Here is a 20,559-nt window from a genome sequence, read left to right as displayed (position 1 = left end):
GTTCTCCTTTCCGCTCTATTCGACCAGGCTGAAGCGGCCTGGCCCGCAGGCCCGGCTGGTATTGTCGTGTGCAATGTCGTTGCCCGGCAGCAGGAAACTGGCGCTGGAGGCGCTGTCGGCGAAACTGACCGCGCAGCGGAAGCCGGACACCGTCGAGGTGGTGAAATTCGCCGACGAACCGCGCTCGAGCTGGATGGCGGAGCCGACCGTAAGGCCAGCGGCCATGGGCGCGAGCCCGTCCGAGCGACCCGCCACGACCGCGCCGCGCAGAACTAGCGGATTGGCGGCGGCGATGTCGGTGAAGGCCATCCGCATCAGGCTGTCGGAGGTGAGCACCGCGCCGAAGCGTGCGCGCACAATGCTGGAGCGGGCAGGCGCTTGGGCCGAGATCAGCAGCCGTGCCCGAACGCCTTGGATCGCCAGCATGTCTGCTTCGACCCTGAGCCCGCGCGCATAAAGGTCCGCCAGGCATAGCGACGCGCCCCGCGCGATCGGCGACAGTCCGTCCGCCACGGTGCCGATAGTCACATCGTCGAGCGCGACCGCGCCATTCTGCGCGATCACGGCGACGACCTCGTCGGTCGTTTGAGCGGCTGCCCGCGCCAGATCGATCCGCTCGAGTTCGAGCCGCGGCAATCCATCGGCGACGATGATCACGCCTGTGGCTGACAGGATGCATGACGACGTGCCGGCAGGCACTCGGTTGGCGGTGCCGACGAGCCGCGTGCGGGCAACGCCGGGGGCCGGCGCCATGTGCACGGTCTTGAACGGCAATCCCTTCAGGATTAGCGTCTGCGGCATCTGGACCGATGCGGGCAGTTCGAGCCTGAGATTCGCCCGCCCGGCGCAATCGCCCTCGGCAGAGAATTGCGCCAGCGTCAGCGTGCCGCCATCATTGATGCGGCGAAGGCACGTATCGCCGGCCGAACCCCGACAGTCGAACCCGGTACCCGGCGCCGGAGCGGCTGTCAGCGCGCGATCCGTCTCGCCCATCCAGTCGCCAATGCCGGGGGCGGAGAGGCCGAGCGCCAACGTCAGACGCGGGCAACCCGTAAATGACAGGCTTCGCCCCTCCGCGAAGATCCAATCCAGCCGCGCATTGCCGAGGGAGTCAAGCGAGGTGATGGACAGGCCGGCTGACAGCGGCGTCAGGCCGAGGTCGATACCCGGCTGCGCGAAGGTCGAGTGCTCGCGCTGATAGCCATCGCAATTCGACAGACACAGGTCGACGAAGGGCGCCGAACGAAGCGCCGCCACCGCGTCGGCGCCGAGCAGGGTTACGGCCTCGGCCTCAGCGATGCCGAAGAATGATCGCAGCTTCTTCTCCGCCGCTTCCGCTCCGGCTGCATCGGCAATGATGTCGCGCGTCGCCTTGCCGTCAAGGCGCACAATCGGCAGGTAGGAGGGCTGCGCACCTTCGCCCGGCGGCGCGTAGCGCACGACATAGATCGTGTCGCCAATGCTTTCGGCGCTGAGGAAGGTTTCAAACCGGTGCAGACTCCAGCGCGCCGCACTCGCCACCGCTACATTCGATGTGCCGCCAAGATCGGCGCGCCCGCAATCGAACACGAAGGGTATCCCGACATCGGGCGGCGCGACGAAGCCCTGCAGTACGCCAGGGAGTTGCAACCGCTCGCGGATGGCGAGCGCTGCCTTGATCTCCGCGCAGGCGGCGGGGACGGCGAAATAACCGCTGCCCGAGACGGCGGGGAGATAGTAGTTGCCCGATGCCTCGACATCGGCCCAGATGGCGGTCGTCGCCGGCCAGTCGATATCGAAGGCCGTGCCGGGGCATGGCAAGCGCGGCTGCGCGCCGAAGCCGTTTTCGGTCTGAAGCTTGGCGAACGTTGCCTCCGAGACGATAGCGGTGTCAGGCAGGTGCAGCAGCCGCTTCGCCTGGCCGGCGCTGGCGCAGCCGGCAAGCTCCACCGCCTTGCCGTCGAAAAGCGCGACATAGACGTCCTTGTTCTGATCGGTGACGAAAGCGTCAAGCTGCGGCTCGGCGGGGGCCACCGAAGTGCTGGCGAGAAACAGGGTGAGCAATGCGGCCGCCTGTCTCATCTCAGTTCGCTCAGGCAGCTTGCCGCACGGGTGGGCTCCATATTGACTTCGGTCATCAACGGATCGAGGCCGGCCGACTGGCACAGCTCCTTGACCGAGATCGAGTGCGGCCCCTGGAAATCGACCTTGAGAGTTCCATTGCTCATCTGCCCGTTCTGGCCGATGCACAGCGGATTGTTGGCGAGCGCCGGCCGACGGCAGGTGCGGATGACGTCGGCCATGGCCCGGCGGTTGGTCAGTTCGCAGAAGTAGATGCGGCAAAGCGCGGCGACTGCGGCGCGGTTCTCGGCGTCGGCATTGATGATGCGCTTGATGTCGGTGATCAGGCCGCTCGCCTTGGCTGCGAATGCTAGGCCTTCGACGCGAGTTTTCTCGCCCGCGATCTCGCCCGACCGTTCGGTGATCTTCGGCATCAGGTTGATGTTTTCCGACGTTATGAACAGGCCGCCTTTCCAGCGGTCGAACTCGTCGAGAATCGAGGTCGCCCTCAGGATCGCTTCGCGGTAGGCGTTGTAGATCGGCCCCATCTTGGTGTCGCGCGCCGCCTCGTAAACCTGGTTTAGCGCAGCGTATTCCTTGTTCACCGCGTCGGCGCCCGCCTTGATGCCGTCGATGCCGGCGCGCGAACTCTGCACCAGACCCTCGGCACGCTTCAGCTTGCGGGAAAACATCGCCGTAATCGGGCTCTCGACGCTGGCGAAGTAGCTTTCGATCACCTTGCCGGCCGCTCCGTCGGCGAAGGCATTGATCTCGGTGTCGGACAGATTGGAGATCAGGCCGCACTGGGCGTCGAAATCGGCGCTCAAGGGCCCGGCCTGGCAGGAGCTCATCTCCGCCAGTCTCTGATCGAGCGTTCGGTTCGAAGCGAGCCCGTCGGCATACTCGAACAGCGCATGATTCCATTCGATAGCATTCAAGTCAGCCTGGCTGTGCCGCCGGTCGCGGCAGAACAGCGTCTGCTCCATCCGGCTCTGGTTGCCCGAAGCGCGGTAGGCGTCGAGGTGACGCGTCGCCTCGGCGCAGGTCGCCAGACCTGAAATCAGCCCGGCAAGCTGCTGGTGGACGGGCGGCAGTCCGCGTGTCTGCGCCTCCCGCATTAGATTGGCGGCGCGTTGGCTGTCTTCGGGACTGCGGGCCGGGCGGTGGAAGACGCAGAGGCCTTGCTCGAAGGTTTTCAGCGTGCCGTCCGGAATGGCCGGCCCCTCGCAGTTTGGAGCGTCGAGAACACGCGATTCGATCGTATAGCCGGCAAGATTGTCGACGAAGAGGTCGCGCGCGGCCGCTCCCGTCGCGCCAAGCGCCAGACCGAGCGCCGCTGTGGCGATGATCGCTCTCATGGCGCGCTCGCGAAGATGAAATAGAGGGTGAACACAGCGCCGTCGAAGGGGCAGTCGCTCGGCTGCAGCGACAGCCGGTACGAGCCGATCAGCGGCGCGCCGAGATAGGGCAGGATCAGGCTTGTGTCGTTCGACGGTCCGGGTGCGCGCGGGAACTTGCGCGCCTGGTAGCGATCCTGAACCCAGTAGCGGATGATCCGGCTGATCTCGTCGCCGCTGTCGGCCTGGTTGAAAAAGGTCTGCAAGGCGACCCGCTCCGGCCCGACCGAAATGTCGGCGCGGACCTCGTTCGACCCCTTGGTCAGCGGCTTGAACACGAAGCCGCTGCCGCGGTGTTGCAAGGCGAAGCGGTTCCACTGCGCGCCAGTGCACTGGTAGTCGGTGCCGACGAAGACATCGATCAGGGTTAGGTTCTTGCGCTCGCGGAATTTGTTGGGCGCCCATAGCGCGAAATAGCCGTTCGCTTTCATCAGCCCGTCGGTCGATGCGAAGGGCGAAACCTCGAACTCGACATTCTCGTCGAGCGCCAGCTTGCGGGCGAAACCGGAATTGGCGGGCACTACGATCTGGGCGACATCGATATTGATCTGCCGCTCGTCGAAAAAGCGCTTGGCGACAATGTCGTCGATCATTGCCTGCAGCTGGGTTGCGTTGCGCACATAGACCTCGGGCACAGTCGCGGCCTCGCCGGTGAAGGCCTGCACCACTTCAAAGCGGCGGCGCATCAGGTGCATCAGCCGGTTGGCGGTCTCAAGCACGCGCCGCTTGGTCACCAGATATTCGGGAATGCCCTTCATCAGGTCGGCTACGGTGTCCTGGGTCGCGATGAACAGATTCTTGCCCGTCGCCGGATCGTCGATTTGGGTAACGAGCTTGGTCATGTCTTCTTGCTGCTTTGTCACCTCCGCCTGAATATTGCCCTGGAACTTCAGGATGCTGTCCTGGAGCGCGCGGCTCTTGAGACCGAGATCCTTGGCCTGGTTCAGGCCCGCGACGAGTTCCTCGGTGTTGCCGCGCGACTGCGTGATGCGCTGCTCGACGAAGGCGAGTTCGGCATCGTTCAGCGCCAGCATCTTGTCCCTCTGCCTGTCGCGTAGTTCGTTGATCAGGTTGGTCGAGGCATTTGATTTCTCGGCGAGGCCGGTGACGGTTGTCTGCGCAGCGCGGACGCGCTCGATGCGGCCGTTGGTTGCCGCGACCAGTTCGGCAACACGTGCATTGTCCTCGTTGAGCTGAGCTTCCGACAAGGACAGCTTGTCGAGTTCGAGATTGAGGATCGCGATCTCGTTGGTCAGCCGGTCGATCGTACGCTGCTGATCGGTGATCTGGAAACTGAGCATGTCGTTTTCGCGCGCCTGAAGATCGAGTCCGGCAAGTATTCGTTCATGGTCGGACGTGAGCCGCGCCACCTGCTCGTCGATGCCGAGATCCTGGCTCTGGCAGTCGACCGCCGCCATCGAGCCCTGCAGTGTCAGCTCCTTGATCTCTTCGGCCCCTTGCGCCAGCCGGCCGGCGAGTTGGAAATGCGTGTCGATCAGCGCCCGGGCCTTGAGCGCCTTGTCGAGGTCGAGTTCCTCATTCGCTTGGCGCAGCTGCGTGATCCTCTGCTGCAGGCCGTTGATCTGGTTGATGTTCTCCTGCGTCACCCGCCCGGTCGCGATGATCGTCGACAAGATCGACTGTGCCGCTTCGAGCGACGCCTTGACGACCTTGGAGGTGTCGATCTTGGTCGCCGCGCCGCTGGCGAGCCCGCAGGCGCAGACGTTGACCTCGGGTATCGCCGCGGAGATCGCGTAGGCGGCCTGGATGGCGGTGAGCGTGATCTGCGCGGCCTGCGTCGTGCCGTTGAACGCAGCGAACCAGGCGATCACTTCGGTCAACTGGCCGTCGACCTGGTCGCGGGCTTCCTCAAGGTCCGCCTTTTTCTTGGCATAGGCGTCACGCTCGGCTTCATAGAGCTTCTTGGCGAAGTCGGTTTCCGTCTGTGTGAACGAGCCGCAACTGACGTTCGCCAGTTCCTGCGGCAGCGAGACGTTCGACGTGATCATCTGCTGGTCGGACATCAGCGGCTCGACGTCGGCGAAATCGGCGTCACCGATGACGCACTTCATCAGGAAAGCCCTGGCCTGGGTCTGTGTGGCCAAGAGCTGAGCCCTGAGGCCCGACTGTCCATCAGGGCCGCACATCTGGGCGACATACTGGTTGCGCGTGAAGGCCGGCGTCACTGTCTGGCACGGCTGTTCGCCCGCAAGCAGCGGGGTGAATGGATGGGCCGGCGCCTCTCCGATCAGGGCGAGCTGGTTCTCGATGCCGCAAAGCTGTTCGCGGTCGACGGCCCGGCGGCGCTGATAGAGATCGGTCTGGCGCAGTTGCAGTTCGGTGATTGCGTCGTTGGCGCGGGCGATCGCACCCTGGTTGTTGGTGATCTGGGTTTGGAGGATCTGCCGCTGGCGAACCGCCTGTTCGAGCTGGTTGGCGTTGCGCTCGGTCTGGCGGGCATATTCGGTGATCTGGCTCTCGAGCGAGGAAATCTGCAGATCGAGGTTCATCTGAGTCATTTCCCAATTCAGCAGCCAGCGCAGTTCGTTGCGCCGCTCGACTTCGGCCTCCTTGGAGAGGACGATGAGATCGAGTTCCTGCCTGTCATTGATCTGACGGCGCTGGTTCTCGAACTCGGCGATCTTGGTGCCGAGCTCGATCTCCAGCGACCTGATCTGCTGGCGATAGCCGAACGTGTCCTTCTCGGCGTCGACCGCGTTGATCTCTTGCTGGACGGTGGTGGCGAAGGTCTGCGCCTCGTGCTCCAGCTTGCCGATTTTGTGGGCGATCAGGTTGACTTCCTGGCTGCGGATCGTCCGCTCCTCATCGATCGCGCGGGTCGCTTGGCCTTCCTTGTTCGCGTACCACCGCTCAACCAGCGCCTCGACATTGCGCTCGACCTCGGTCAGTCGCTGTTCGCTTTCGGCCAGGGCCTGCTGCAGTTCTTCGAACGGGATCGTGGTGAACTGCATGGGGTCGATGTTGAGGAACAGGAAACCCTTGTGCACGCTGTCCATGCGGGCATCGAGGTCGCTGTGCTGCAGCAGCAGGTCGGCGCGCAAGTCGTCGTAGGTGGACTCGCCCGGAATATCCATCTGCGTCTCGACCAGCACCCACATTGCGGCCTCGTAATTGGTGTAGGCCTTGGAGAGGTTGGGTTGGCTGTCGAGGCCGGCGCCTCCGACAGCGCCCAACGTATCGTAGACCAGGAAGTCGAGCGCCTTGACGCGCGCCTCCGAGAGGGTCTGGTACCAGACGTCGCCGGTGTTCATAAGCAACTGGATCTTCAGCGAGGACAGCGCCGTCAACTGCCGCACGAAGCTGCGGTAACTCGCATCCGCTCCCGCCGCGGCTCCCTGGTCGTTGCCTTGTTGCCGCGCGAGAATGCGAAGACCCCTGTCGACGATCTCGATGCCTTGCCGGCCGAATTCCTGCGCCGCCTGCGGCGAAACCGGCGTATCGTTTCGGCTGACACCGCTCGCCGACGACAGGAAGGGCATGTCGGCCGCGAGGAACAGGCGGTAGCGCCCGAGTTGCAGATGGCAGTCGAAATCGCACACGATCGCCAGCCGTCCGGTCGCCTCGTCGCCGCAGGTCGTCAGGAACTGTTCGAGTTCGGTGGCGACTTCACCCATATATTTTACGTCGGCGCGGAAATTAGCGATCTTCAGCAGGGTCGTCAGCTCGCCGGCATGGCCGGCCGCCGCGTCGACGTCGAGCGCCATGCAGTCCTGCGCGCGCGCCATTCCCGCAGCGCCGAAGACGACGCCGGCAACCAGTCCGCAAAGCAGGAAAAACCGTCTCATGGCTGCCCCGTCGTCAGAAGAACCTCGGAAATCTGGCGCACGTGCCGGGCAAGTTCGGCCATCTGCGCCTTGGAAAGCGAAGGATTCTGGAACCGCCCGACCACCGCCCGGGCATGATTGATGCAGTCTTCGTAGGGCCCATTGATCTTCGCAGTCAGCGCGCCGGTGTCCAGCGTGAGGTCGAGCGTCGAATACGCGCCGGCCAGTCCTGCGCAGGAAGAAAGCTCTGACGTGATCGTCGGATCGTCGACGACATGCGCGAGGCCGGACAGAGCCGTCATCACCCCTTCGATTTGTCCGACGATCTGTGCCATCCTTGCCTTACCGTCCTCGAACTCCTTCAGCGAATCCGGCTGGTTGAGGCTGGAGAGATCGACGGCCTGCAGCGTGGCGATCGTCTCGGCTGCTTTCAGCTGGTCCTCCTTGACAAGCACCATGTTGGCCTGAGCGTTGCCGAGTACTCGCTCCAACTCCATCACCTCGGCCGACTTGATCGTCACGTCCATCTCGTTGACCAGCGACTGATATTGGGTCGAAGCGGCGTTCATCAGGTTGAGCGTGTCGTCGACCTTCGTCCTGACCGCCTTGACGATCTGTTCGCGCACCCGCGTCTCGATGAGGCCGGTCGTCTCGGCCCGCCCACGCACTGGCCTGGCCGAACAGACCAGCTTTGCCAGCGCGTCCGAGCCGAGCCGTGCACGCACCGCCCCAACGATCGGGAATAGCGGGCGCCAGGCAGCAGGCAGCGCATCCGCGCTTGCGCCCGACAAAGGTCCAGCATCGATCTCGTTCATACGCGTCAGATGCCGGCATTTCTCCTGCAAGTCGGCCCCGGAAAAGTAAAGCCGCCCGGTGATCAGGTAAGCCTCGATCGCGGCTGCGTATTGTCGCCCGACGAGGGCGGCGAGTTCTTCAGCGTTATCGGTCGAGACCGGGGCGAAGAAGCGGTAGCGGCTGAGATAGATCTCCGCCCAGGCGAGGCGGCGCATCAGCACCGAGGCGTCGTCGGCCGAAAGCGGGATGACCGGAAAGCCGACGCTGCGGCTGCCGCCCGAGGGGGCAGATGCCTCGCCGATCACCTCGCCGGCGAAGGGCAGGCCGAAATCGGGCTGCGTCGCCTCGTGACTCGGTTCGACGGCGACGGGGCCGGGGGCGAGCAAGCTGAACCGGGTCGTTTCGGGCGTCGCGTTCGAGAGCGTGGCGTTCCAGAAGCCGTCAAGTTTTTCCGATGTGTAAGCGCGCTCCAGAATCGATGCGCCGCCGGCTTCGCTGGCCAACACGCAACTGACGATGACGAATAACACGATGTCTCGGAAGCTTGTCATCGGCAGTACCACACCCTGTCGGCTGCGCCTGCCTGGGCGCAGATGCCGGTCGCAGCGCCGTGCGCCTTCCAGTCCGCCTTAATCTTGGTGAGATCATTGAATGCGCCCTGTGCCGCGTTGTCGGCATGAACCTCGGCATCCAGTCGCCAGAAGGGCTTTGCCGGATCGGTCGGGAGCAGCACCCCGATCATATTGATGTGGAAGGCGGAGACTTTGAGAAAGTCCTCAGCGCTAGCGACGGTCTTGCGATTAAGATTGGCGTATTGCTCAGGCGTTACGTTGCCGAGCGCCCGCTTGAACTCTTCCTCCGAAACTTCGACGGAGCGCAGCATCTGCGTCGTCTTCGCTGCCAACCCGTCGAGGATTGAGGTGTTGGCGACCAGCGTCGCGCCCGCACCGCTCACCGGTCCGAAGATCTCCGCGAAAATGGCGCGGATCGCCTTCAAGTGCGTGTCGGCCGACTTAATCTCGACGCGGCGCAGCGCGATGCCCGTTTCGAGGTCTGACGCCCGACTGACGAAGCCACTCAGCGCGCCTTGCAGCGTTTCGAACGAGGAACGGGCTTCCGGCGGCGGCTGCAGGAACACCGAGCGCGCATAGCGTACGGCCTCACTGCGGGCGATGTCCTCGACGGCGGCGCGTGTGAGTGCCGATTCCGGGCAACCGGTTACGCTGCCGAGGTCGGTCAGCATCTGCGCGGCATGATAGATTTGATCCATCTGTCGCACCGTGCCGAAGGAGCCGCTGGTGGTGAACTCGGTCTCGACGCCGGACAGATAGTCGGTCAGGTATTCGCGCGCGAACTTCACCATCTCGCACTGCACGCCGGCGGCACGTTCGCGAATGTGGCGGCCGTAGAATGAGGCGCCGACGAAGTATTTCTGGTCGGGCGTCGGTTCGAACCGCTCGACGAAGAGCGACTGGATAACGGTATCGTATTCACCGCACGCATAGGTGCGTTCAAGGCATGCGGGGTCGGTCTGCAGGTCGCACTGCGATAGCGCGGGGCCGCAGATTTGCTGGGCTGCAGCGGGGTCAATTCCTTCGCCGTGCACAAGAAACGCCGCGACGATGATCGCTCGATTGAAGATGTACCTCTTCAACATAACGACCAAAGGAAAATGCACAAAAGCCTCCCCCACCGTCGAAACGGCGGCCTCATTGCTCTTTACTGGCAATATGCTAGCAGGCTACTTTTGGTATTTGTTCGCTACAGCGGAAATTGGCCGCCGAAGGCGTGGCCAATTCAAATTCAGCTTCGCTTTAAAATGCACTGCTAAAGTAAGATAGAACGGTTTGTCTGTCGATACACGTGGCTTTTCGCATTCCGTTACGGAAATGCGTGCCTAAGTGTTGATGCAGTTAACGCATCGTAAAGAGTTGTCTTTTCCGCTCTCTTGGCCCCGTCCAAGGATCGTTCGGCGCCCACGGTTCGAATGCGGGAGGTCACGATCTGGCCTTGGGCCCTAACCTCAACCAATCTGCGCGGGCTGCCAGGCAGCTAGTCCAAGCCTGTGGCGGGCGCCCCAAAAACGCACCATACGCCTGCCTTCTTGGACGCTTCAAGCGGACGCACCAGAGTGGTGGGGGCACTGAAGGCAACGACCGCAAAGGACCCTGCCAGGCCCGGCCATTCAGTGCGGGTCCAGTATTCGGTTTCGCTACGTGCGAGCGGCGGCAGCTTGTATTGCGCGAACGCCTCGCGCTGACTTGGCCAGTCTGCCGAATCGAGGCTCGTCAGTTCCGCCATCGTTGGAAGCTCCCAGCCCATGTCGCCGTGCGGCCCGCCTTGCCCGAGCGTGGCGCAGTACCCCATCGCATCGCTCAGCGTTGCGGGTTGATCAAGCCTGTCTAGCCGGGCAACAAGGCAAGTGCGTTGGTCGACGAAAGCTTTGCCGTCATGTTCAGCGAGCAACCAGAAATTTTGATCACTCAGCGGCTGGCGGGCTTGCTTGTGCACGATACCGCAAGGTGCAGCTTGGGATTGTGACGCTGATATGGTTGCAAAAAAGGCAAGCCCTATGCTGAAAGTCGCAAGAGTGGCGATCCGATGCATGCCTTCCTCCTCCTTGGCCGCGCGTTCGACATGGCAATCGGAAGCGTACTTGAACCGGCGAATAATTGAAAGTTCCTGCACTTGCCGGGTTGCCTTGTAAATGATCGAAGCATTGGTCCACCAAGCGAATGCGTGCAGTAATCCTCGAGCCGAACACCGATCGCTTTAACCTTTCATCGACCAACCGGGAGTATTGGCTTGTGCTCATATGCGCCGAACGATCAATTCTGGTCTGGAAGTAATCCTCGGTCGTTTCTGCGCCGTCGAGCCAGAGAACAAGCTCTAAGAGCCTGACTCGAAACTCGGTTACGCACGACGCGGAGCTGCCATGCGGCGAAGCATGAGGCCGATCGAGGCGATGAAGATCCACGCCTCAGCGCTGGCGATGGTCGGCTCGAAGTCTTTGGCGAGCCGGCGACAACGTCCCAGCCAGGCGAAGGTTCGCTCGACGACCCATCGTCGTGGCAGCATCTCAAAGCCCTTGGCTGCGTCGGAGCGCTTGATGATTTCGATGGTCCATGTGCCGAGATTGGCCAGAGCCTGCGACAGTTTTTCTCCGGCATAGCCGGCGTCGGCGAACAGATGGCGCAACCAGGGATAAGGCCGTCGAATGGAGGCGATGACGCCGACTGCCCCATCCCTGTCCTGGAAGTCGGCTGCGTGCACCCTCAGCCCGACCAAGTGTCCCTCGCTGTCGGTAATGATATGGCCCTTGCGGTCTTTGACCTTCTTGCCGGCGTCGTTACCGCGCAAACCGGCAACGTCCGTGGTCTTTGCCGATTGGCTGTCGATGACACCGGCGCTCGGGCTCGCCTCGCGACCAGCGCAGGCGTGCCGCAGCCACCAAGTGCAAGTTGATGGTCTCCACAGCCCGTTGTCCCGCCAGGCATAGAACTAGCGTTGAACCGTCGAAACCGGCGGGAACCGGTCGGGCAATGCCCGCCATTGGCAGCCGGTCCAGGCGATGTAGAGAAGCGCGTCCACGACCGCCCGAAGTTCTGTCGTCCGCGGTCGTCCCGTTGTCTTCGTTCCCGACAGGAACGGCTCGATCAACGCCCATTCCCTGTCCGTCAACGCGTTTGCATGTCGCTGCCCCGCGCGGCAATATCGCCGGCGGGCGGTCTCCGTCCAACCCATGTCGTGATCCCGTTCAAGTCTAGACAACTCAAACGAATCACAACGGACGGGGCCACTCAACCGCTTCCACCCCCCTCGGCATTCGTCTCCACAGTCGATCTCGGCCAGCAGTGTGCGTTGCCGAATTGGAGGTCTTTCGACCGCGCATGCTTGGTTGAATTCGAGCCTTGCCGCCGGAGGAAAAGGTTCTTGCCCGTGCCGTAACCAACGGTTGCAGATGATAATCACTTTGAACAGCCCGGTGGGACGGCATCGCTGTCAAAACCGGACATCGGACCCTTTCCTTAGGCGCAATAACTTTGAAACAAATCCTGCCGGCAAGCGTTCCAGCATAGCGGGCGGGTTGCCGGAGGACCCAATGCCCGACGATGATATCGTCCTTCCCCAAGACCACGACGCTTCGCCACTTCGGGAGGAGGAGTATTATGTCGTCTGCCCGGCGTGCGGCCAGGCGTTCGATATCAGGTGTATGGCAGAGGCGCTTCATCACAACGAGCTGGGCCACGAGCCCTACGACCTCGACTCGTAGTCGGCAATTACCGACGGTCGTCGACGAACGTCAACCCTGATCGAGACCAACACCGAGTTCTCGCTCATCTGGCCGGCGTTGCCGTCCGGTCGGCCTACAACGAATCCCGGTCGCCAGGGCGGAGCTTCGCCGGCACGCTATGTCGTGACAGACACCTTGCGGGCTTTCAGCGACGACTTGATTGCCGTTGAGGGCGTTGTCGGTGCGGTCGTGGCCGCCACTGACCGGCATGGCCGTCAGTGGCCGGGTTCTTAACCCAGGCGGCTTGCTCCACCGCAACATGTCGCCCAGTTGCCTCGCGACGCTCCGAAGCAGACCTTTGCCGGCATCGGGGCGGGGCGGAACATGTGATCTCCATAATGCGCACCAACCGGAGCCTATCGCGATTGAAATTGCTGATCGGCGAACAGGCGCTCGTTGCAGAGAAAGGTTACGATCGATCGCGATGCCCGCGTGCCTTCACGCGAAGGCACATGCTACGCGTCTTGGACGGGCGGGCCGCCTGTTGCCGAGAGCGGACGGCAGGTGAAGCGCGCTTGCGATGGCCCGAATCTGACTTGCTTCACCAGTAACCCGGAAGACGCCAGGGACGCGCTGCGCTGGACGCGTGCCCTAGCCGTCGAGCTCCCATCTATCGGACGGCGCCGCACCCTTGGGCTGTTCAAAGGCGCTTGCATCTTCCCTGCGCCGACGCTGGCAGTGTATCCGGAGCGTCAACCCGCTGAAGTCCGGTTGCGCTTTCTCAGCCGAGTAATCGCCGAATTGTCGACAGTGATCACCCCGCCGCAGTCAATCCGCACAGTGAGTTTGTTCACCCCGCGATCGACGCGGGTGACGTCCCCAACAAGAACCACTCTGTCGCCGGCCCGGACTTTCGGTGGCGGATCAATCGTATAAGGATGGTCATACGAAGGAATGCTCACCCTGGCGCGCCCACTGGGGAGAATCGCGATCACGATACCTGCCAGCGCCACCTCATCGCCGACCTCAAATTCGCGAGGCATGTTAACGTGCAGCATGGTCTTCCTCCCGATGCCTTCCTAATTCACGCTTTGCTAAATTAATGCCCGGCCAACCGGGTTGGTTGCTTGCAATCGACTTCGTACGGTTCCGCACAATTCCAAGCTGGTATGCACTCCCAGTTGGCCTCGGATCGGCCTTGTGCGTCAAAATTCTGCAGAAACGGTTTGACCTTCAGGATGACCTTGGCGCGCCCGCCACACGGTAGCGGAGCGGCGGACTTCATCGCAGTCCGGCGATGGCATAAACGCTGAGCGTGAAGCGGAAATGAATGTTTCGCGTTCAGGTACATCGTTCTGGCAAATTCGAGCAACGCCACGCCGGAAGCAGGAATCGTGTGCTGCTCCCAAGCTCCCTCGGAAGGCAAGTTGACCACCCGCCCACCGTTAGTCTAGGTCCGGCCGGTGCGTTCCAAACGTCATAGAAGCCGGTCGATGGCTTTACTGCCACGCGGGTTATTGGAGCCGGATCATCGATGCTGGTGTCGTGCGCCTACGCGCACGTCAAGTCGGTTTCATGCATGGGACCTTCAAGGCCAGCGACGTCATCATCGAGCAATGTTCAGCCAAGCCGTATGTTGTTCGCAATCGTTGCACATGGAAGGCTCCGATCGGGGTGACATCTCAACACTAGGGCAACCGGACAGACGGTGGAAAACGGCCCCAGCTTCAAAAGCTAGAACAATGCCATAAGCCTTGTGCCCTTCTTCGCGCCAGGCTTCGAGCTATTTGGCGAGCTATCCTGAGTTCGGCCAGCGTTGGTTGCCACCAGCCTCGCTGCCGTTCCGGTAATCCGGCAGCACGCCGAGCGGGCCATGTTCTAATCAATTCAGCCAACGTCGCCGGACGCCATCGGCCCCAGACGTGGTCGACGTTCGCCTCGATCAAATGCGGATAGAACGCTGCTATCTGCGAGGCGTCGACGAGTTCACCCGAAATCTCGGTGAAGACCACGATACCGTATTGCTCCGTTGCCACGGCACGGCCAAGCCGGGGTAAATCGTCTGGGGGCAGTGGATAGCGACGTCGCCTGCGTTCGGCATACCGCAATCTGGCGGCTTTATATTCCTCGGAATCTTTGGACGCTTCTCGTCGCCGTTTCCTCTCCTCCGGTTCTGCGCGGCCTGCGGCCCTTTCGATGCTTGGCCAATGGCGCTTCAACTCCTCGTACGAGCGGAAAGGCACCCTCCAGGCCCGCAGTTCGTCGTCCCAGCTCGCCCATGGAACGGCTCGCAGTTCCTCAAGAACCGTCCGCGAATAAGGCGTGCGAATGCGCAGGTCGTCCGCGACTTCCAGATACCGGCTCGACAGGGGATCGAAGGCGAAGGCATCCCGTCCCTTGCTGTCATCATGTGCTGCTCGCAAATCCGCCTCTTGCGCAAGCCAGCGCTGGATCCGCCGCTCTGCAGTCTTTCCTGGCACGAACCAGGTTCTGCGCTCGTCACTCCACCTGGCGCGCGGGAATGTCTGTCGAAACCGCTCAACCGCCGCACGATCGTACGGAAAGCGCGCTTCGGCACCAGGAGCTGTCTGCGGTGCAGCAGGGGCGTCGGATTTTTCCATCAGATTGCGAAGCACAGCATGCGCGCAAACAACGCGGTGCAGCTCATTTGGGTCCAAGAACATCAGAACGCATAGTTAGACCTGCAAGAGGAAGCCGACGAGGCGATCGGTGAAGGCGCTCCCGCCTCACATATGCCGCTACGGTTGACCAGGATCCGCGCAACCTCCAACGTGAGAACTTCACGTTTGTGCTCCGATTGGCACCGGGTCCTGACAGCATCGTGCTTTCGGTTGTTCTGTGGTTCCTCGACCGACAACAGGACGGCGAGCCCGCGTCGCCGGAGGATAAGAACGACGCGGGCCGATCGGAGATATCCGATCTGGCAGCAAAAATATGAGGGAAAGAGTTTGCTGCGTGGGCAGAACTTTTCCTGCGCGCCGGTGTTCCATCGCGTGAGGAAAAAAGCCCGCCGCACAGGTTGATGCGGCGGGTCGATCAAACGCTGTTGCACCGAGCGGGGGGTCGGACATGCCCGGTGCGCGCGGACCACGCGAACTTTAGATGCACCAGCTGCGATGCGTCCACCAACCGACGGTTGGAGTTTCATTCCGAGAACTGTCTCACAGTGCGAAGCGGGCAAGTAGTTTATCGGGAACCCAGCCTTGGCACAGCACGTTGCTCAGTCGCTGACCTTCGCAAAGGAAGCGAAAGACATATCTCGCGAGGAAGAGCAACGCGGCACCGAAAAAGTTTTCTTCTGGGGCGCTGCAATCGCCCTTGTCCTGTTTGTGTCTTTGGTTACCATCGCCCTCGTCGGAAGGGCCTGGTCTGTTTCGACAGTAGGATTGGATCGGCGGGTGCGAGGTCTCGGTGGGTTTTGGGGCGAATGCGGGCTGTTGTACCCTATGAGCCGCTCCCATCCGCCGTTTGTCGTCTCGATCGCCGGTCGAGCCACAATGCACTGAATTCAGAAGATTCATCGCGGGTCACCTGCAGCAAAACTGTCCCAATCCAATCCGATCGGCTGTCCTTTGCTAGAGACGAAAAGCCACGGGCGGACGCTACAGGCCTAACTTTTCCCGGAGTGCACCAATGCGTTTAGAAGCTTCCGCCTTGCTAAGGCCGTCGGCATAGGCCTCAGGGTCGTCGGCCTGTTCGGCCAGAGTTTTCAGATATGAGGCTTGTGCGGGAGTCATTGGGTCATCTCCGCTGACCCAATCTTCCGGGTCTTTTCCGACATTTGCCGATGCCTCGATTTTTGGGTTGTGCCGGTCGCCCATGGTCAATCTCCCTTGATTGATCAGCACAATGAGAAACGATCATGTTCCGCCACATTTGGTAGGCTCTCTCAGGCCGTTTGCAGGGCTGCTCGTCACCGACCTGGTCAGTGTGTGGGATCGGTCGGAGTAACGTCGACGCTGGCCGGGATCCGGACAACACGTCGACTGCGGCTGGATGGTGGTTCCCGCGCCGGACTGGCAGCCATATCCTGCTCTGGTCGCCAACGGCGCTGACAGAGCCTCCGGTCTCAAGATATCAATTCTTTGCGGGAAGGGAGAGACTCGGCGTGCCTCACTCAACGGTCGCAACCAGCAGGGGTTGCCCTTCGCGAATCGAGACCCCCCGCCCAGCATTAGCGATGGCCTGCCGCTTTAGGTAGTTTGTCTCATCCCATCGGCGGACTTCGATATTGGCGCGGATCATGGAGATGCCTGCTCGCCGATCAGGCGGGCATATTCCGCCTCCGGCTGGCCATATGAGCTGTTTGCCAAGGTGATGAGACCAGTTCGATCACGGAGATGACCTCGCCACGATTTGACCTGATCAGGCCGCGGCCTTCCAGCATTTGAAGTGCCACGGTGACGCCCGGCCGTCGTACACCCAACATGACCGACAGGAATTCATGGGTAATCGGCAGCCGGTCGCCTTCTATGCGGTCGTTGCACATGACCAGCCATCTTGCCAGCCGTTCTTCCAGTTTCAAACGCGCATTGGCGAGGGCGGTATAGCTTGCCTGGATCCACGCGTAGTGCACGTACCGCAGCAGAAAAAGCCGCAGCGTCGGGCTGTCGGAAAGCGCCTTTGTGAATGGCTCGGCGTCCATGCTGGCAACCTCGGCATCCGCTTGAATGTAGCAGTCGTGCGGCGATCGATCGCCGCCCATGATCAGCGCCGAGCCGGTCATGCCCTCGAAACCAATGACTATAACTTCGGCGTCGACCTCCGGCCGGAGTTTCGCCACCATCGAGCCGATCCCCGTCTCAAAGAAGTAGACGGCCTCGATAGCGGCGTTTGCGGTTTCGAGCTGCGTCCTCAATGGCAGAAAGCTGCTGTGAAGGTGAGGGCTGAGCAATTGAAGGTCGGCCGGAGACATGCGCCGCAGCAGTTCGTTTCTGTATACAGGCTCTGGGCTAGGAATTGGCTGTGGCGCCCGATCGCGGTCTTCTGAGTTTGCGACGCCAATTTTGGAGGTGTTGGGGCTGCTCATGGCTCCCTCCCGAATTGGGGCGGAAGCACGATGCTCGCTCACAGCCGGCGATGCCCTTAATGTTTATCACCGATCAAAGCAGAGTACGGCTTTCAAACCGGCGAGTCCCGAGAATTATTCGTCGGTCGATGCGGCCTGTCCACCTCTCCAGGCCTCTGCGGCCCTGTCTCATAGCAGAGGAACAACCGCACTCGCATCCGTTCGGCACCGCCAGAACCCTCCGGCTGAATGTCTCTTCGGTGCCGCAAATGGAGATGTTGCATGGCTCGATCCGTAGAGCACGTTTTCAAAGACCATCTGAGGCTGCGTTCCGCCGGCGATCTCGAGCAGAATCTCAGGCACAGTTATGCCGACGTCGTTCTCTTGGCCGCGAATCCGAATCTGGTGGGCCATGATGCCGCGCGCGTATCGTCCAAACACCTGCGCGGCCAATTGCCCGAAGGGGAGTTCAAGTACCTCTCAAAACAGGTTCGCGGTCCCACACACTGCTGATCTGGTCTGGCATGGTTGGAAAATGCCCCTGCTTTCGAAGCAATCGCCATCGATGAAAAAGGCGGACCGTTACGGCTCGTGGTTCCCGATCCGCGTATTTTTGCTGCTCACAATTCTGGGTCTCAAAACGAGCTGATCGCGAGCCAGTCAAGCGCGGTCGTGACTTGGCCCAAGCGCAAGTGGTTGTCCCGCTGACGACGCAGTATCTCGAGCATCTCACCCACCAAGCAAGCGAGCTTCGGGCCCTCCCAAGGGCTGTTTTCGACGAGGCCCATCATCTATTGGTGCAGCCAGCGTCGCGGCCGTGAATGTCTGAGTTACAAGTTGGCCGGCTGGATTGGCCCTCAACTTCCAACCCATCCGAGACGCGGCCCAGCAGCGCCAGATCGGAAAGACGAAAGACGCCAGCTTGCTCTGCTTTTGGACCAATTGGCATGACGCCCCTCGATGCAGGCCCAGCCGACAGGGCCGAAACTAATTGGGCGCTATTACAGGTTCAAGCTGGGGACAGCCGATCATCTTACAATCTCGTGCTCATGCCGGTTCGATATCCGTTTGGCAGAAGTCTTTGCCGATGAAAAGCAGCGGTTCGTCTGCACGCTTTGCCAAAGCATAGGAGAGGCAATCGGCAAAATTCAGCGCCGCCGGGTGGTGGCCCTTGCCGTAGGTCAGCCAACCCTGGGTCGCAAGATCAACCAATTCGGAGTCGACAGGAATGATGTCGGCCTCGATTTTGCGCAGCCAAAGATCGATCTCAGCCAACGCGTGTTCGCCGCGCCTGCTGACCAGCACCATGCGTACCTCGAGCACGCAGGTTGCCGGGATCAGACGGATTGGATCGGAGACCAGCGCTCGTTCCAGCCTTGCTGCCTCAGGCTCGCTCCGAAGGATCGCTACAACAGCTGAGGTATCGATCACCATCAGTTAGGGATTCCATGCTCGTCATACCCGATGATCTCCTCGTCGCTGCGACCATCCAGTTCAGGCAATCGTGCCACTCTTTCTCGGATGGCGCGCAATTCTGCCAGCAGACGCTCCTGAGCGGTCTCTCCAAAGCCCAAGCGGTGCAAGCGCTCGCTAAGGGCCTGATGAATGGCTGCTGTCTTACTGATACCCTGGCGGCGTGCGAGTTCATCGGCGAGAGCAACGGTGGCTGGATTTTTGATGTTCAGGGACACGAGAAACTCCAAAAATCTACCTTTCTGGCAATTTCTACCAGAGTTCTCTACGCTCTTCAACATACCTGCTAGCCTCGCCTACCCGCGCCGGATTGACCACGACAATCGCCAGGCCGACGCCTGCCAAGCGGCGACCGCAGTCTCCCGAAGCTGCCTGTCGACTCCAATCCGACGACGGCCGGCGAGGAACTCTACCGGGGCCGCGGTAAAGAGCGTTCCGGCAGCGGTCCATAGAGCGTGAAAGCAGTCCCTTCATCCTGTCAGACGCACCTAACGAGGCGCTGATCCTCCGTCGCGATGCCACCTCTTGAATATAGCCGCCTGTTCTGCTGGAGCGGCGATGGCCAGTCGGGCACCGGGTTGCTGAGCTGTCGCGGTAGCGGCACCGCATCTCGCAAGTCTCTGCACGTCATGCCACGATCGCCGGTTTTGCTTGTTGCAAGGCCGGCGCTCCTGCCTTTTCTAATGATCCCCGACCGCGCCAAGAACAGTTCGTGGCGAGAAACGGGGACCCGCATGGCGACCAACTATCATGCCAGTAAGGGAGCGGTATCGCGCGGCGCGCGCATGCTGCGCACCGCCCTCGGCCCGGCGGTCGCAGGCTTCCTTGACGATCCAGCCATTGTCGAGGTGATGCTCAATCCCGACGGTCGCCTGTGGGTTGACCGTCTCAGCGAAGGACTCGCTGCAAGCAATGAAACACTGATCGCGGCAGACGGCGAACGGATCGTCAGGCTGGTCGCGCACCATGTCGGTGCGGAGGTGCATTCGGGCTCGCCGCGCGTTTCGGCTGAACTGCCCGGGACCGGTGAACGGTTCGAGGGCCTTTTGCCGCCTGTCGTCACGGCCCCAACATTCGCCATCCGCAAGCCGGCAGTCGCGGTGTTTACGCTTCAAGACTATGTCGCTGCCGGCATCATGACCGAAGGCCAGGCTGACGTCCTGCAGCTTGCCGTGGAGACACGCAAGAACGTGCTGGTGGCCGGCGGTACATCGACGGGCAAGACCACGCTGGTCAACGCGCTTTTGGCGGAGGTGGCTAAAACCGCCGAGCGCGTCGTGCTGATCGAGGACACACGCGAGTTGCAGTGCGCTGCGCCCAATCTTGTAGCGCTGCGCACAAAGGATGGTGTCGCCTCGCTGTCCGATCTGGTGAAGTCATCATTGCGGCTTCGGCCCGACCGCATCCCGATAGGCGAGGTACGGGGCGCCGAAGCGCTCGATTTGCTGAAGGCCTGGGGCACCGGCCATCCCGGCGGCATCGGCACCATTCACGCCAATTCTGCCATTGGCGCACTGCAGCGACTGGAACAGCTCGTACAGGAGGCCGTCGTCACGGTCCCGCGCGCGCTGATAGCCGAAACCATAGACCTCGTCGCCGTCCTCGCCGGCCGCGGCTCCGCGCGCCGGCTCGTCGAAATCGCCTTTGTCGACGGGCTCGATGCGGCCACCGGTGACTACCGCACCCTGGAAGCAAATGTCGAGACCACAATGACCGTGAATCACCACTCGCCCTTTGGAGCTTCAGAATGACCCCGATCCGCTTCAATTCATCGGCTATCCGCAAACTTGCCGTGGAGCTGTCGTA

General features: G+C 61.7%; 16 protein-coding genes and 2 pseudogenes. 5 read left to right on the top strand and 13 right to left on the bottom strand.

Features of this window, described 5'->3' with window-relative positions; all coding sequences use genetic code 11:
• Positions 1-15: 15 nt before the first annotated feature.
• The 7 genes and pseudogenes from NKI08_RS20875 to NKI08_RS20845 form a co-directional block, all read right to left on the bottom strand.
• Complete coding sequence (locus NKI08_RS20875; RefSeq protein WP_352771863.1) at positions 16-2,061, bottom strand: hypothetical protein; 2,046 nt, start codon at positions 2,059-2,061, stop codon at positions 16-18.
• Complete coding sequence (locus tag NKI08_RS20870; RefSeq protein ID WP_352771861.1) at positions 2,058-3,398, bottom strand: hypothetical protein; 1,341 nt, start codon at positions 3,396-3,398, stop codon at positions 2,058-2,060. The genes NKI08_RS20875 and NKI08_RS20870 overlap by 4 nt, the downstream gene beginning before the upstream one ends.
• Positions 3,395-7,243, bottom strand: coding sequence for a hypothetical protein (locus NKI08_RS20865; protein WP_352502900.1), 3,849 nt, complete (start codon positions 7,241-7,243; stop codon positions 3,395-3,397). Before NKI08_RS20865 ends, NKI08_RS20870 begins: the two co-directional genes overlap by 4 nt.
• Positions 7,240-8,568 carry a hypothetical protein gene (locus tag NKI08_RS20860; RefSeq protein WP_352771859.1) on the bottom strand — a complete coding sequence of 443 codons (1,329 nt, stop codon included), beginning with the start codon at positions 8,566-8,568 and terminating at the stop codon, positions 7,240-7,242. Before NKI08_RS20860 ends, NKI08_RS20865 begins: the two co-directional genes overlap by 4 nt.
• A complete protein-coding gene (locus tag NKI08_RS20855; RefSeq protein WP_352502898.1) occupies positions 8,565-9,695 on the bottom strand; it encodes a hypothetical protein in 1,131 nt (376 codons plus the stop codon). Before NKI08_RS20855 ends, NKI08_RS20860 begins: the two co-directional genes overlap by 4 nt.
• Positions 9,696-10,069: 374 nt before the next feature.
• Complete coding sequence (locus NKI08_RS20850; protein WP_352771857.1) at positions 10,070-10,705, bottom strand: Lcl C-terminal domain-containing protein; 636 nt, start codon at positions 10,703-10,705, stop codon at positions 10,070-10,072.
• 225 nt (positions 10,706-10,930) lie between these two features.
• A pseudogene (locus tag NKI08_RS20845) lies at positions 10,931-11,761 on the bottom strand (IS5 family transposase).
• A 358-nt stretch (positions 11,762-12,119) separates the two neighbouring features.
• Between NKI08_RS20845 and NKI08_RS20840 the strand changes: the two are divergent.
• On the top strand, positions 12,120-12,290 hold the full coding sequence (locus tag NKI08_RS20840; protein ID WP_352612588.1) for a hypothetical protein: 171 nt from the start codon (positions 12,120-12,122) through the stop codon (positions 12,288-12,290).
• A gap of 713 nt (positions 12,291-13,003) precedes the next feature.
• On the opposite strand, the gene NKI08_RS20835 is transcribed toward NKI08_RS20840, so the two are convergent.
• Together NKI08_RS20835 and NKI08_RS20830 are read right to left on the bottom strand one after the other, a co-directional pair.
• A complete protein-coding gene (locus tag NKI08_RS20835; RefSeq protein WP_352612590.1) occupies positions 13,004-13,309 on the bottom strand; it encodes a hypothetical protein in 306 nt (101 codons plus the stop codon).
• A gap of 669 nt (positions 13,310-13,978) precedes the next feature.
• Positions 13,979-14,872 (bottom strand): hypothetical protein, encoded by an 894-nt coding sequence (locus NKI08_RS20830; protein WP_352771854.1) that lies wholly within the window; start codon positions 14,870-14,872, stop codon positions 13,979-13,981.
• Positions 14,873-15,475: 603 nt separating this feature from the next.
• Here NKI08_RS20830 and NKI08_RS20825 point away from each other — a divergent pair.
• The gene (locus NKI08_RS20825) at positions 15,476-15,778 is read left to right on the top strand and encodes a hypothetical protein (protein WP_352771852.1); all 303 of its coding nucleotides are present in this window, start codon (positions 15,476-15,478) and stop codon (positions 15,776-15,778) included.
• 96 nt (positions 15,779-15,874) lie between these two features.
• Here NKI08_RS20825 and NKI08_RS20820 read toward each other — a convergent pair whose 3' ends face one another.
• Positions 15,875-16,093, bottom strand: a complete 219-nt coding sequence (locus NKI08_RS20820) for a DUF3072 domain-containing protein (protein ID WP_352502879.1) — start codon at positions 16,091-16,093, stop codon at positions 15,875-15,877.
• 443 nt (positions 16,094-16,536) lie between these two features.
• Complete coding sequence (locus tag NKI08_RS20815) at positions 16,537-17,301, bottom strand: Crp/Fnr family transcriptional regulator (RefSeq protein WP_352771850.1); 765 nt, start codon at positions 17,299-17,301, stop codon at positions 16,537-16,539.
• A gap of 261 nt (positions 17,302-17,562) precedes the next feature.
• Between NKI08_RS20815 and NKI08_RS20810 the strand changes: the two genes are divergently transcribed.
• Entirely contained in the window at positions 17,563-17,793 is a 231-nt protein-coding gene (locus tag NKI08_RS20810; RefSeq protein WP_352502878.1) for a hypothetical protein, read from the top strand.
• A gap of 15 nt (positions 17,794-17,808) precedes the next feature.
• Positions 17,809-18,101 (top strand): annotated as a pseudogene (locus NKI08_RS20805) (GSU2403 family nucleotidyltransferase fold protein).
• A gap of 226 nt (positions 18,102-18,327) precedes the next feature.
• On the opposite strand, the gene NKI08_RS20800 reads toward NKI08_RS20805, so the two are convergent.
• On the bottom strand, positions 18,328-18,714 hold the full coding sequence (locus NKI08_RS20800) for a type II toxin-antitoxin system VapC family toxin (protein WP_352612595.1): 387 nt from the start codon (positions 18,712-18,714) through the stop codon (positions 18,328-18,330).
• Entirely contained in the window at positions 18,714-18,971 is a 258-nt protein-coding gene (locus NKI08_RS20795; protein WP_352492342.1) for a type II toxin-antitoxin system VapB family antitoxin, read from the bottom strand. The genes NKI08_RS20800 and NKI08_RS20795 overlap by 1 nt, the downstream gene beginning before the upstream one ends.
• Positions 18,972-19,487: 516 nt before the next feature.
• Between NKI08_RS20795 and trbB the strand changes: the two genes are divergently transcribed.
• Positions 19,488-20,504: a P-type conjugative transfer ATPase TrbB gene (gene trbB, locus NKI08_RS20790; protein ID WP_352502876.1), complete on the top strand. Its 1,017-nt coding sequence runs from the start codon at positions 19,488-19,490 to the stop codon at positions 20,502-20,504.
• Positions 20,505-20,559 lie beyond the last annotated feature (55 nt).

It is taken from the genome of Mesorhizobium sp. M0768 (genome assembly GCF_040320195.1).
Lineage (GTDB): Bacteria > Pseudomonadota > Alphaproteobacteria > Rhizobiales > Rhizobiaceae > Mesorhizobium.
The sequence above is the reverse complement of the archived record's forward strand: the minus strand, read 5'-3'. Positions and strand labels throughout refer to the sequence as shown.

Coding starts and splice junctions, on each gene's coding strand:
- NKI08_RS20815 (WP_352771850.1), bottom strand. CDS start 17,301: ATGAGCAGCCCCAACACCTCCAAAATTGGCGTCGCAAACTCAGAAGAC.
- NKI08_RS20860 (WP_352771859.1), bottom strand. CDS start 8,568: ATGACAAGCTTCCGAGACATCGTGTTATTCGTCATCGTCAGTTGCGTG.
- NKI08_RS20800 (WP_352612595.1), bottom strand. CDS start 18,714: ATGGTGATCGATACCTCAGCTGTTGTAGCGATCCTTCGGAGCGAGCCT.
- NKI08_RS20875 (WP_352771863.1), bottom strand. CDS start 2,061: ATGAGACAGGCGGCCGCATTGCTCACCCTGTTTCTCGCCAGCACTTCG.
- NKI08_RS20865 (WP_352502900.1), bottom strand. CDS start 7,243: ATGAGACGGTTTTTCCTGCTTTGCGGACTGGTTGCCGGCGTCGTCTTC.
- NKI08_RS20870 (WP_352771861.1), bottom strand. CDS start 3,398: ATGAGAGCGATCATCGCCACAGCGGCGCTCGGTCTGGCGCTTGGCGCG.
- NKI08_RS20810 (WP_352502878.1), top strand. CDS start 17,563: ATGGCTCGATCCGTAGAGCACGTTTTCAAAGACCATCTGAGGCTGCGT.
- NKI08_RS20830 (WP_352771854.1), bottom strand. CDS start 14,872: ATGGAAAAATCCGACGCCCCTGCTGCACCGCAGACAGCTCCTGGTGCC.
- NKI08_RS20835 (WP_352612590.1), bottom strand. CDS start 13,309: ATGCTGCACGTTAACATGCCTCGCGAATTTGAGGTCGGCGATGAGGTG.
- trbB (WP_352502876.1), top strand. CDS start 19,488: ATGGCGACCAACTATCATGCCAGTAAGGGAGCGGTATCGCGCGGCGCG.
- NKI08_RS20820 (WP_352502879.1), bottom strand. CDS start 16,093: ATGGGCGACCGGCACAACCCAAAAATCGAGGCATCGGCAAATGTCGGA.
- NKI08_RS20840 (WP_352612588.1), top strand. CDS start 12,120: ATGCCCGACGATGATATCGTCCTTCCCCAAGACCACGACGCTTCGCCA.